The organism is uncultured Winogradskyella sp., assembly GCF_947496485.1.
In the GTDB taxonomy this organism is placed as follows: Bacteria; Bacteroidota; Bacteroidia; order Flavobacteriales; family Flavobacteriaceae; genus Winogradskyella.
This window is the reverse complement of sequence record NZ_CANMCZ010000001.1, coordinates 1,731,334-1,744,807: the sequence shown is the minus strand read 5'-3', so window position 1 is coordinate 1,744,807 and position 13,474 is coordinate 1,731,334. Positions and strand designations below refer to the sequence as shown.

Genomic DNA, 13,474 nt, shown 5'->3' with positions numbered 1-13,474 from the left:
AATTTAATAATAAGCCTTTGTACTTATCTTATGAAACTGTTAAAGGTTTTTAATTGCAAATCATTAAGGTTTTCTACTTCTGTTTCAAAATCAATTATTACTGTTTCATTTGGAAGAATATCAAAAAAATTATCAGAGAAATGACCTTTCTCTTTTGTAAAAAGGAAGATGTCTTTTTGAAGTGTTTGACTCGATAATTTAATTCTAAAACCATAACCTGTTTTAGTGACTTCCTTTTGAATATCGTCTTCTTTCAGTTTTAAATATTTAGGTTTAGAAAAATAATGTAATGACCTTTTTACTCCTTCTGATATAACTAAAACTGAAGATCTTTTTTCTATGCTTAAATCACTTAAGTTAAAAGCAAAAATGAGTTTGCTCTCATTTGCATCTAAAACATCAGTGACTATATCATTCCAAATCGTTTGACCGTCAAAATCGATAATTTTAAATTCTAAATTTAAAGGAACTTCATTCAATTCGTCATTAACTGCAAATGTTCTTAAGACATCTTCATCTACAATTGAAGAAATTAAAACATTTTTATAACTATGCTTTGCTTTGTAATGCAAGGCTTTCCAATTTCCAAAATAATCGATGCTACTCCAAGAAACTGCAGGCCAGCAATCGTTGAGTTGCCAAAATAATGTCCCCATATTATAGGGTTTAGCTCTTCTTTGGGCTTCAATGCCTTTTATAATCCCATAGGCTTGCAATAGCTGACTCATATACACATAATCTTCAGGATTTTCTGGAACAGGAAAATCACGTTGCATATAGTCTTCAATAATTTGAAACCCTCTTGAATGCTTTTGATGATTTTTAAAACCTTCTGAAGCTATTTCTATAGAATCAATCTGATTAATATAACGAATCGTCTCATAACTGGGAAAGGACTGAAATCCAAACTCACTCATAAAACGTGGCACGTTTTCTTCTAGATGTTCAAACGGATGTCCATCATGCCAAATCCACCAATCATGAGCATCTCCTTCTGTCTTATATTTAGAATTTCCTCTGCCGTATTTTGGAGAACTTTCCCAGTAGTCTGTATCTGTTAAACTTGAAACCGTATTCGGTAAGAGAGAATCGAAAACTTTTAGATAATTACTCCATATCTCATCTTTTTCTTCCTCACTTCTATCTGCTTGCCAGCCCCAACGATGCCAACCTTCTGAGTTTTCATTATTACCACACCACAATGCAATTGAAGCATGATTTCTAAGTTGCTTTACATTATCAATAGCTTCTTGTTGTACATTCTCTAAAAAGTCTTTGTCACCTGGATACATTGCGCAAGCAAACATAAAATCTTGCCAAACCAGAATCCCTTTTTCATCGCATAAATCATAGAAAATATCATTTTCGTAAATACCACCTCCCCAAACTCTAAGCATATTCATGTTGGCAGCGACGACGTCGTTTAATAGTTTTTCATAATGTGCATCTGAAACTTCGCTTTGGAAACTGTTTTGCGGAATATAATTCGCTCCTTTGGCATAAACTGGTACATCGTTGACTTTGAAATAAAAGGATTCGCCAAACCTATCTTTATCTGTAACTAATTCTATGGTTCGTAATCCTTTTTTAACAGAAATACTGTCTAAAATTTTATCGTCTTCTTTTACAACAACTTTTATATCGTATAAATAAGGTTCACCTAGATTGTGTGGCCACCATTTTTTGGGATTTTGAATAATAAACGATAAAGCATAATCTTGCTTTTCTGGTCTTACACCATATACTGCTTTTAGGTTATCATTTACAAATATTTCAAAATAAACTTTGTCTTTTAATTTCGAATTAACATCTATATCTGCAACAAGATTAGCTATTGAGTCATTTTGATTAATTAATCGAATATTGATATCCTCAATTTTATAATCATTCCAAGCCAACAACTTAATCGGCCTCAAAATCCCACTAGTATTTAACTTTGGTCCCCAATCCCAACCATATTGAAATTGGGCTTTTCTTGTGAAGATGCGGTTACTTTCTGGTAACTCGTAGGGCAGTTTTTCTTTTTCAATCTCTTCATATTTTGAAGTGGATTCGAAAAGAATTCTGAGTTCATTTTCTGGTTTCAAAAGGGATTTTATATCTGTTTTCCATTCTCGAAATGCATTATTTGTTTTTAGGATTAAGCTATCATTTAAATAAACAGAAGCATAGGTATCTAAATCTTCAAAATTCAATTCTAAGTTTTTCTTTTGGAGTGTTTCTTTATCTATTGAAAATGTTGTTTTGTATTCCCAGTCGGTTTCAGATACCCACTGTACTTTTTCTTCATTATTACCAATAAACGGATCCTCTATAATTTGATGGTCTAATAAATCTGAAAACACATTTCCTGGAACTATTGCTGAACGCCATATAGAATCTGTTACTTTTTTGAATTGCCAATTGCTATCAATCTCAATGTTAATAGGAACATCATGCTTTGGCTGGCAGCTAAAACAAATTAAAATCAATAAAACATGGCTATATCGCATCTAAAATAGCTTTAATTTTTTGTGAATCAGAGTAAGTTAAGGGTTTTGAAAATATTGTTTTGTCTTCTACAATATTCGAAGATGCAGAAGCATGGATTTCTTTTAGACCTATAGCTTTAAATTTAACTGCATTTTCTGATGAAATTCCACCTCCAGCCAATATTGTAATTCTTTCTTTTGACAATGCATTAAGCTCTTGCAATAGCTTTATTCCCAATTCTGCTGATTGTTCTTGTCCAGAAGTCAAAACACGCTCAACTCCCATTTCGATTAATTGCTCTAAAGCTTCTTTCAGATTTACAACCTCATCAAACGCACGATGAAATGTAAATGCTAAAGGTCTTGACAATTTTACCAGTTGTTGCGTTCTCTCTAGATCAATTGTTTTATCTTCATTTAGAACTCCAGAAACAATACCATGACAACCTATGTCTTTACAAAGTTGAATATCTTGTTTCATAATCTCAAATTCATCATTTGAGTATGCAAAATTCCCACCTCTTGGTCTTATTAATACAAAAACGGGAATCTTTAAATCTCTAGTCACTTGTTTCAATAAGCCATAAGATGGTGTTAAACCACCAACCGATAATTCTTGACATAACTCAATACGATGTGCTCCTGCTTCTTGAGCATTTTTAGCAGATTGGTATGAGTTAGCACAGATTTCTAAAAGCATAATCTTATTTGTCATTGCGAAAACTTTTGGTCTTGGCAATCTGTTCGATTTTTATTCTATATTTCATTAAGATGAGATTCCCACGTCCTTCGTCCTCGGAATGACATTTCAATTTATAATTATCTCATCAATAAACGTCCAAGCCTTATGACCAGCTCCTTGTTTACCTTCTGGAATGGTTCCGTAATTCTGGACTTTTATATATATCTTCTTCGCACTTTGGTCTAAAAAATGAGATTTAAAACTTATCAATGAGCCGTCGTCATCCAATTTGAATGATTGATATTGTTCATTATCAAAAGCAACTAAAATTTCTTTAGGAGCATAAATCCATTGTCCATTGCCATTATAAAATCGAGTCTCTATAGATTTGATTTCTTTTTCTTCACCTAAATCAATTTCTACCATAATATCTTCACCCCAAAACCCTAACCACTCCTTATCGCCAAAACGCGAGTTGCTTCCACTAATTCCATTAATCAAACCTTTTGACCCACTGCCAGAATAAGCTTTATGCGGTTGCTTATTAATAATAATTTTTCCACCAACACCTTTGTGATAATTGATGTTTTGGATAATCGTTTTTCCTAATTTTTCATTAGAATTAAATTTAAAAACTGCTGCTTTAATTGTTCTAGACGTATCTATCACAATTGGCTTAGTATATACTCTAGATTCATAGTTAGGTTTATCACCATTTAGAGTTACTCTAATTACCTTGCCCTCTTTAACTAGAGAGTTTAACTCTAATTTTATCTCACCATCTTCCTCAATTATATTACTTTCAATCTCATATAAATGATTAGCATAATTAATATCTAAAGCATCCAATCGCTTATGAAAGCTCTCTAATCGTTTTACAAAATCACCATAGCTTTTTTGTTCTGAATCTGACCAAAGTACTTCACTCATAGCAAGCATTCTAGGAAAAGCCATATACTCTACCTGATCTTCAGCAGGCATATACTCTGTCCAAATATTACCTTGTGCCCCTAACACATATTGTGCTTCTTCTGAAGTTAACTCTTCAGGAATTGGATTAAAACCATACACTTTTTCTAAATGCAAAAATCCACCAATTGCTAAAGGTTCATCTTCATTATCAGATTGGTAATAATCAAAATAGCAATGCGATGTTGGTGTCATAACAACGTTATGCCCAGATTTGGCAGCTTCAACTGCGCCACTAGTTCCTCTCCAAGACATTACAGTAGCGTTAGGTGCTAAACCACCTTCTAAAATTTCATCCCATCCAATAATTTGTCGTCCTTTAGAATTGAGATATTTCTCTATTCTAGTGATGAAATAATTCTGGAGCTCGTGCTCATCTTTCAGGCCTTCTTCCTTTATTCTAGTCTGACAATTCGCACATGACTTCCATCTTGTTTTTGGTGCTTCATCTCCACCAATATGGATATACTTACTTGGAAATAATTCTAAAACTTCATCTAAAACATCTTCAAGAAAATCAAAAGTTTCATCATTGGTGCAATATATATCTTCAAAAACTCCCCATTTTTTGGCAACTTCAACTTTTTCGCCTGTACAACCCAATTCTGGATAGGCAGCAATTGCTGCTTGACTATGGCCTGGCATTTCAATTTCTGGAATAATAGTTACAAAATGTTCTTGCGCATAAGCAACAATGTCTTTAATCTCTTCTTGAGAATAAAAACCACCATACTTTTTACCATCAAACTGATGTGGTTGGTCACTGTAATGACCCACTAATGTTTCATCTCTATAAGCAGCAATTTCTTGAAGCTTTGGATACTTTTTTATTTCAATTCGCCAGCCTTGATCGTCCGTTAAGTGCCAATGAAAAGTATTCATTTTTAACATGGCAATTGCGTCAATATACTTTTTGATGAATTCAAGAGAAAACACATGTCTAGATACATCCAAGTGCATTCCTCTGTATGCAAATTGAGGAGAATCTTCAATAACTACAGAAGGAATATTTACCTGATTTCCTTTAAAGCTTGCATTTTCAAATTCCACTGGTAATAATTGCCTTAATGTTTGTACTGCATAAAATGCTCCTTGGTCTGTACTGGCTTTTATTTCAATACTATCTTCTATAACATTAAGACTGTAGGCTTCTTTCTGAAGGTTTTTATCTTCAATAAAAGTAATATTATTTCCAGATTTCACTTCAATGCCTCCACTTTCTAAATATGACTTTAAAAAATCAGCACTAATTTCAAAAATGTTATCATAATTGATACCTGTAGTATGATTTAAAACAAAAAAAGTTTTAGAAACTTCTATTGAATTGGGTTGCGGTATTATGGCAATTTCCTGTGTTTCAATATTCTTTTGCTGACAACTTAAAACTGTAAGTAACAAAATGATAAAACCAAACGATGTCTTGAAATGCATTTTACTATATTAGATGCATTAAAATTAGCAATCTTTTGAAGAATCCTAAACTTATTTCTGTTTTCATGACATTCATCTTACTATCTGGATGTAATAAAAAGATTGACGTTCAACCTGCTAAAAAAGACCAATCATTAATTAACTACGTTAATCCCTTTATTGGCACAGGTGGTCATGGACATACGTATCCTGGAGCAACACTACCTTATGGGATGATGCAGTTGAGCCCAGACACACGATTAGAAGGTTGGGACGGCTGCTCTGGTTACCATTATTCTGACAGTTATATTTATGGATTTTCGCATACACATCTCAGCGGAACAGGAATTAGCGATTATGGAGATGTACTCTTGATGCCAACTAATGAACGTAACTTTCATAATGGTGCTGATGGAAAAAAGGGTTATCGTGCCCATTTTTCTCATGATAACGAAATTGCAGAACCTGGGTATTATAAAGTACATTTAGATTCTACCAATATCGATGTAGAATTAACCGTTTCTAATCGTAGTGGACTTCATAAATATCAATTCCCATCTTCTGAAAATCAATTTGTGATTTTAGATTTAATCCATCGTGATAAAGTTTTAGATGCATATATAGATAAGACCACTAGTACTGAAATTATTGGTTATCGTCATTCTGAAGCTTGGGCAAAAGACCAGCGTTTATTTTTCGTTATTAAGACATCTCATCCATTTAAGGAAAAGTCAGAATATGAGCATGAATTTGGAAAATCACCTCCAAAAAGATCTTCTTTATATTTTATTAATCCAAATAACGAACCTATTATAATTAAAGTCGGAATTTCTGCTGTGGACATTGATGGTGCAAGGAAAAATTTAGAAGCTGAAATAGGAAACAAAGATTTTGAAACCGTTAAAAAAGAGGCGCAAAACTACTGGGAGTCACAACTTGAAAAAATCGTTATTGAAAGTGACGATCTAGATAAAAAAACGAATTTTTATACATCATTATATCATACCATGTTAGCACCTCAGCGTTATCAAGATGTGGATGGTCGTTATAGAGGTATGGACCTTGAAATCCATTATGCCAATTTTGATTACTACTCAGTGTTTTCGCTTTGGGATACCTACAGAGCTACTCATCCCTTATATACCATAATCGAGCAAGAACGAACTAATCATTTCATCAATACATTTTTAGCAAAGTACGAAGAAGGTGGCATTATGCCAATGTGGGATTTGGCAGCTAATTATACCGATTGCATGATTGGTTATCATGCCGTGCCAGTTATCGCTGATGCGTATTTAAAAGGCATAAGAGGTTATGATACCGAAAAAGCTTTTGAAGCTATGAAACATTCGGCGACGCGAGATAAATTTGGATTAGAAGCTTATAAAAAGTATGGTTTCATTCCTGTGGATGAAGAAAGTGAATCTGTTTCTAAGACTTTAGAATATGCTTATGACGATTGGACGATTGCCCAAATGGCAAAAGAAATGAGTAAAACCGAAGACTATAAAACTTTCATTCAGCGGGCGCAGTATTACAAGAATGTATATGATCCAGAAACGCAGTTTATGCGAGGACGTTTTAGAAACACGTGGTTTGCTCCTTTCGACCCTTACGAAGTAAATTTTAACTATACCGAGGCTAATGCCTGGCAATATAGCTTTTATGTACCTCAGGATATTTCAGGATTTATAGACTTACTTGGAGGAAAAGATAGATTAGAAGCACAACTTGATGAATTATTCAATGCAAATACTGAAACCTCTGGTCGTGAGCAATCAGATATTACAGGTTTAATTGGGCAATATGCACATGGTAATGAGCCTAGTCATCATATGGCTTACCTCTATAATTTTGTGAACAAACCGCACAAAACACAAGAAAAGGTTCATCAAATTTTAACCGAATTATACAAAAATGAGCCTGATGGAGTTTCAGGGAATGAAGATTGTGGGCAAATGAGTGCATGGTACGTTCTCAGTTCTATGGGTTTTTATTCTGTTACTCCAGGCAGTAGCCAATATGTTATTGGAACACCGCTTTTTGACAAAGCCACTATTAATCTTGAAAGTGGAAAGCAATTTACCATCGTTGCTAATAATTTGAGTGACACTAACATATATATTGAGAATGTAAAACTCAATGGAAAAGACCTAAATCTCACTTATCTAAATCATTCTGACATTATGCGTGGTGGAACTTTACAATTTACGATGACCGAAAATCCCGCGATTTGGGGAAGTAGAGAAGGACAAGAACCAAAAACTGAAATCACTGAGTACATTATATTACCATCCCCATTTATTGCTAAAGGTGATATAACATTTAGAGATTCTACAGAAGTTGTTTTGGACACCTCAGAAGAAAATGCAAAAATATATTTTGCCTTAGATAATGATAATTTTAAAATTTATAAAGAACCATTTACAATAACTAAAGAGACTAAAGTAAAGCTCTATTCAGAAAAGGGAAATTTAAAAAGTCCTGTTTTAGCAACACCTTTCTTTAAGATTGATCCAAACCTTAGTATTACTCTTGAAAGTGAGTTTGCAAATCAATATTCAGCAGGTGGAAATGATGCGCTTATTGATGGTATTAGAAGTACCAAAAATTATCGAACAGGAAGTTGGCAAGGGTATCATGATCAAGATTTGATTGCAACGGTTGACTTAGGTTCTCAAAAAGAAATTTCTACCGTCAGTGTTAATTTTTTACAAGATCAAGGGGCTTGGATTTTTTATCCAACAGAAGTGCAGTGTTTCGTTTCAAAAGATGGTAAAAACTATAAAGCTTTGCCACCTCATAAGATTAATGCCTCAAAAAAAAATAGTGAACTAGAAATTAAAACTACTGAATTTAATATTCCAAAAACTGAATATAAATACATAAAAATCATTGCCGAAAAAATGGGAAAACTTCCCGAATGGCATTTAGGCTACCCAATGAATGGTCGTAGCTGGATTTTTGCAGATGAAATTTCAATAAAATAATATGGCATTTAACGCATTAGTTCCGACATTAGAGGTAGAAAATATGGATGAAACCATACAATTTTATGAATCTTATCTCGATTTTAAGTGTATAGATCGTGAGGAGGATGCTTGGGCATTTATACAGAAAGATGATGTAGATATAATGCTCTCATCAAGATTTTTTAAAGATAAGCATCCAAAACCTGTTTTTACTGGTGGTTTGTATATTTACGTAGATGATATTGATGTGATATGGCAAATTCTAAAAGACAAAGTAGATATTAGTTATCCTTTAGAAAATTTTGAATATGGTATGCGAGAGTTTGCTATCTATGATAATAACGGCTACAGAATACAATTTGGACAGGAACTAGAAACTAACTAACAAAATAAAAAATGAGCAATCAAAACAACAAATCTGCTTTAGCAACCTTAGTGACAGTATTTTTTTTCTGGGGATTTATTGCAGCATCAAATGGAGTCTTTATTCCGTTTTGTAAGACCTACTTTAATATCGACCAGTTTCAATCCCAATTAGTAGATTTCGCATTTTATGGAGCTTATTATTTTGGTGCTTTGTTATTATTTATACTCTCTGGTTCTTTAAAGAAGGACATATACAATAATTGGGGTTATAAAAATGGTATTATATATGGGCTACTTCTATCTGCAATAGGTGCTTTTGCAATGTATCCTGCAACTGCTGGAGCAGAGCAAGGTCAGACAGGAGTTTTTTACTTAGTTCTTATTGCTTTATTTATTGTTGGCTTAGGATTCTCTTTACAACAAACTGGTGCTAACCCCTTTGCTATTGCTTTAGGTGATCCAAAAACAGGCTCTCATCGTTTAAATCTAGCTGGTGGAGTCAATTCTTTCGGAACCACCATTGGTCCCATCGTAGTTGGCTTAGTTATTTTTGGATCTGCTACTCGCGGTACAGACGAATTAGCATCTATGATAGCTAATAATGAAATAACCTTAGTCACTGTTCAGGGTTTATATCTTGGTGTTGGAGTTCTGTTTTTAATTGCGGCTGCATTATTTCATTTTTCAAAAAAGCTACCTGCCTTAAAATCCAATACGGCATTTGAGCCAGCTAACAAAGCTCGAAATTTGTTAATTGTACTTACAGTAGTGGTTATTGGATGTTTTGGTTATATATTCAGCACTTATTCTGGGGATAACACAGCTACAGAAGGTCTAGAACAAACACGATTAATTTTATTATTTATAGCACTTTTCGCAGTTATCTCTGCTGTATTTATTGCCTATTCTAGTGCCTCTAAAAAACCAGAAGGTTGGGGAGCGATGAAATATCCGCAGCTTGTCTTAGGTATGCTAGCTATCTTTACCTACGTAGGAGTTGAAGTCACTATAGGGAGTAATCTTGGTGAGCTTCTAAAACAAGGTGTTGAAAGCACAGGTTTAAACCGATTGGGACTACCTGTCTTGAATGATGCAAGTATTGCGCCTTATGTCTCACTATATTGGGGCGGCTTAATGATTGGTCGTTGGGTTGGTGCAATTACAGTTTTTAATCCAAGTAAAGGGTTAAAAAAAGCACTACTTATTATTGTACCCTATGTTGCATTTGGTGTAATAATTTTAGCCAATTCAATTAAGTATAACTTTTCTACAAATGAAATTCTGTTTTTTGGAATTTGTATAGCAGTTCAAATATTTGGATTTTTTCTAGCTAAAGACAGACCTGTTAGAACTCTTAAGGTTTTTAGCTTATTTGGAATTTTAGGAATACTAATTGGCTTATTTGCCTCTGGTAATGTTGCCTTATTTGCATTCTTATCTGGTGGATTATTTTGTTCAATTATGTGGCCTTGTATTTTCACACTAAGTATTGCTGGTCTAGGAAAATATACATCACAAGGTTCTGCATTTTTAATTATGATGATTTTAGGTGGCGCCATCATTCCACCTGTTCAAGGAAAATTGGCTGATGTATTTAATATTCAATCGTCTTATTGGATTGCTGTGGCTTGTTTTGCCTATTTATTATTCTATGCCTTTAGAACTAAAACAGTTTTAGATAAACAAGGAGTCACTTACTAATAAAAGAGAAAATCAAATTATGAAAAGACGACATTTTATAAAAAATGCTTCTTTAACAGGCGTCGGTTTAGCTGTTGGAAAATCGCTTGTAAGCTGTACTGAAACAAATGAAAAATCGCCCTTTAAGAAGACTTCGGATGTTTTAGAAAAAGGCTCACTACCAATGGTAATTGCAACATGGCATGTTATTGATGCTACAGCCAAAGCTATGCAAGTCTTACAGGCTGGAGGTAATGTCCTCGATGCTGTAGAACAAGGTTGCAGAGTTGAAGAAGCCAATGAAAAAGGACAATCAGTTGGCAAAGGAGGATTACCTGATAGAGATGGCAATGTGACTCTAGATGCTTGCATTATGGATAAACATGGTAATTGTGGCGCTGTAGTTTATCTAAAAGATATTACTCATGCAGTTTCAGTTGCAAGAAAGGTAATGGAAGATACACCTCATGTTATGCTAGCTGGTGAGGGTGCAAAACAATTTGCTATTTCTAATGGCTTTGTACCAGAAGATTTATTAACTGAAGCTTCTAAAGAAGCCTGGGAAAAATGGAAAGTCGAAGCTAAATACAAACCAATTATTAATATCGAAAATCACGATACTATAGGTATGTTAGCTATTGATGAAAATGGTGACATTTCTGGTGCATGCACTACAAGTGGTTTAGCTTATAAAATGGGAGGACGTGTTGGTGATTCTCCTATTATTGGTTCAGGTTTGTTTGTAGATAATGAAATTGGTGCATGTGTTGCTACAGGCTTAGGTGAAGAAGTTGTAAAAACGGTTGGTAGCTTTTTAGTCGTGGAACTTATGCGACAAGGCAAATCCCCTCAAGAAGCCTGCGAAGAAGCTATAACTAGAATTGTAAATAAACCTAAAAGTGATTATAAGAATTTTCAGGTAGGCTATATTGCTGTCAACAAACAAGGTGAAACTGGAAGTTATGCCATACATCAATGGTTTAGTATGACTAAATTTCAAAATGGGGTTAACGAGCAGATTCAGTCTGATTATTTCAACAAAGTTTAACTAATCTCCTTTAAAACCACTTTACAGTAAATTTCGCCAATTTCTCTTTTAAATCTGTATAAGGTGGGAAAAGTAATGCTATAGGTCCAAGTGCGTAACGCCTCAACACAGCACGTTCATTTGAAAAGGCTTTAAAACTATAAAATCCGTGGGCCTTACCGATACCACTACTATTACTGCCACCAAATGGCAAATTATGGTTAGAAAATTGTATTCCATTTGCATTAATACATGTTGTACCTGCTCTGGTATTAGCAACAATGTAGTTGATAAAGGATTTCGATTTAGAGTAGACATATAATGCTAGTGGCTTATCTTTATCTTTTAGGTATTCAATAACCTGCTCTTTCGTTTTATATGTTTTTAAGGGTAAAATAGGACCGAAAATTTCTTCTTGCATCAAAAGGGATTCTTGTTCTAAATTTGATATAACGGTAGGACCAATAAATCGTTCTTCTGACTTTATTTTGCCCTCTACTATAAATTTAGCTCCATTTGTTTTAGCATCATCCACATAGGATATTAGTCTACTAAAATGTTTTTCATTAATAATTCTTCCATAGCTATTAGAGTTTGAAGCATCTTTGCTATAAAATTTGTTCAAGTAATACTTATAGTGATTTATAAATAAATCTAAAACACTATCGTGTATAAAAATATAATCAGGTGCTATACAAGTTTGTCCACAATTAAAATGTTTTAACCAAGCCACTGTTCTTGCTGCCAATTTCATATCTACAGACTTGTCTATAATTACTGGCGACTTACCTCCTAACTCTAAAGTCACAGACGAGAGGTTTTTAGCTGCAGCTTTCATAACTAATTTTCCAACAGGAATTGAACCTGTAAAAAAGATATGATTGAAAGGTAATTCTAATAAATTCCTTGCTACATCAGCATCCCCTTGCACTAACGCCACCTCATTATCTTCGAACAAGTCCTTGATCATAGTTTGCATTATCTCAGAACAATGTTTCGATATTTCTGAAGGCTTTATAATTACAGTATTACCTGCAGCTATTGCAGCTACTAATGGCGAAAATGTAAGGTTAATAGGATAATTCCACGGTGAAATAATTAAACAAACACCTTTAGGCTCATACTTGACCCAAGATTTTGTACCCAATAATACAATGTCTGTTTTCGCTTTTTTGTTCTTTAACCATCGATGAAGGTTAGCCTTAGCATGTTTAATTTCTTTTATCACAAGATATATAGCCACTAAATCCGATTCTACTAAAGGACGTTTTAAATCTTTATATAAAGCTTCTTTTATTTGTTGTCTATAAGTTATTTCTATTGCTCGTTGAAGTGTATTTAATTTTTTAATTCGCTTGCTATAGCTACTGTTACCTATGTTATATTGATTTTCTTTTTGTTTAAAAAACAATTGAAAATAAGGGTTGTCTTTAAAATTGCTCATTTATATCTTCTGTTTTTACTAGGCTTAAAGCTATTTTAGTGTAGTTCGTCGATGTTTTTTACTAACAAATGTCAGTTATCTATTTATCAACTTGTTTTGTCCAAATTTTTCATTCAAACTAAATATCTAACGTTTCTTTGTTTCGAAGTTAAACAAATCCCTCAATAATTATGAAAAAAGGTATAGTCTTAATATTATTTCTAATTGTGTCTCTTACAGGATTTGCACAGCAAGATGTTGTTAATAACGAAATTGTAAAACCTGAAGCTACCAAAGTAAGTGTTTCTGCTAAAGTTAAGGCTAAGGTATTAAAAATGAATCGCAAAAAAAGTAACGAAATTATTAGTATTAAAGCTTATAGAAAAAGTCTTCAGATTAGAGTTAAGACTAAAAAGCTTTGCTAAGCTAAATGATATATAGAAAAGCCGAAACGTGAGTTTCGGCTTTTTTTCT

9 protein-coding genes are annotated in these 13,474 nt (G+C 33.5%); 5 read left to right on the top strand and 4 right to left on the bottom strand.

Features of this window, described 5'->3' with window-relative positions; genetic code table 11:
- Positions 1 to 23 precede the first annotated feature (23 nt).
- The 3 genes from Q0822_RS07495 to Q0822_RS07485 all read right to left on the bottom strand — a co-directional run bounded on the left by Q0822_RS07495 (position 24) and on the right by Q0822_RS07485 (position 5,553).
- Positions 24 to 2,492, bottom strand: a complete 2,469-nt coding sequence (locus Q0822_RS07495) for a glycoside hydrolase family 2 protein (RefSeq protein WP_299122119.1) — start codon at positions 2,490 to 2,492, stop codon at positions 24 to 26.
- The gene (locus Q0822_RS07490) at positions 2,482 to 3,186 is read right to left on the bottom strand and encodes a copper homeostasis protein CutC (protein WP_299122116.1); all 705 of its coding nucleotides are present in this window, start codon (positions 3,184 to 3,186) and stop codon (positions 2,482 to 2,484) included. Before Q0822_RS07490 ends, Q0822_RS07495 begins: the two co-directional genes overlap by 11 nt.
- A 93-nt stretch (positions 3,187 to 3,279) precedes the next feature.
- Positions 3,280 to 5,553 (bottom strand): family 20 glycosylhydrolase, encoded by a 2,274-nt coding sequence (locus tag Q0822_RS07485; RefSeq protein WP_299122114.1) that lies wholly within the window; start codon positions 5,551 to 5,553, stop codon positions 3,280 to 3,282.
- Between the two features lie 65 nt (positions 5,554 to 5,618).
- On the opposite strand from Q0822_RS07485, the gene Q0822_RS07480 reads away from it, so the two are divergent.
- Genes Q0822_RS07480 through Q0822_RS07465 form a run of 4 tightly spaced genes read left to right on the top strand, consistent with a single transcriptional unit; the run spans position 5,619 to position 11,598 of the window.
- Positions 5,619 to 8,522 carry a GH92 family glycosyl hydrolase gene (locus Q0822_RS07480; RefSeq protein WP_299122112.1) on the top strand — a complete coding sequence of 968 codons (2,904 nt, stop codon included), beginning with the start codon at positions 5,619 to 5,621 and terminating at the stop codon, positions 8,520 to 8,522.
- Between the two features lies 1 nt (position 8,523).
- Positions 8,524 to 8,889: a VOC family protein gene (locus tag Q0822_RS07475; RefSeq protein WP_299122111.1), complete on the top strand. Its 366-nt coding sequence runs from the start codon at positions 8,524 to 8,526 to the stop codon at positions 8,887 to 8,889.
- An 11-nt stretch (positions 8,890 to 8,900) separates the two neighbouring features.
- Positions 8,901 to 10,571: an MFS transporter gene (locus Q0822_RS07470; RefSeq protein WP_299122110.1), complete on the top strand. Its 1,671-nt coding sequence runs from the start codon at positions 8,901 to 8,903 to the stop codon at positions 10,569 to 10,571.
- A 19-nt stretch (positions 10,572 to 10,590) separates the two neighbouring features.
- The gene (locus tag Q0822_RS07465; protein WP_299122108.1) at positions 10,591 to 11,598 is read left to right on the top strand and encodes a N(4)-(beta-N-acetylglucosaminyl)-L-asparaginase; all 1,008 of its coding nucleotides are present in this window, start codon (positions 10,591 to 10,593) and stop codon (positions 11,596 to 11,598) included.
- Between the two features lie 10 nt (positions 11,599 to 11,608).
- On the opposite strand, the gene Q0822_RS07460 is transcribed toward Q0822_RS07465, so the two are convergent.
- Positions 11,609 to 13,021, bottom strand: coding sequence for an aldehyde dehydrogenase family protein (locus tag Q0822_RS07460; RefSeq protein ID WP_299122106.1), 1,413 nt, complete (start codon positions 13,019 to 13,021; stop codon positions 11,609 to 11,611).
- Between the two features lie 170 nt (positions 13,022 to 13,191).
- Between Q0822_RS07460 and Q0822_RS07455 the strand changes: the two genes are divergently transcribed.
- A complete protein-coding gene (locus tag Q0822_RS07455) occupies positions 13,192 to 13,425 on the top strand; it encodes a hypothetical protein (RefSeq protein WP_299122104.1) in 234 nt (77 codons plus the stop codon).
- The last annotated feature ends 49 nt before the right edge of the window (positions 13,426 to 13,474 follow it).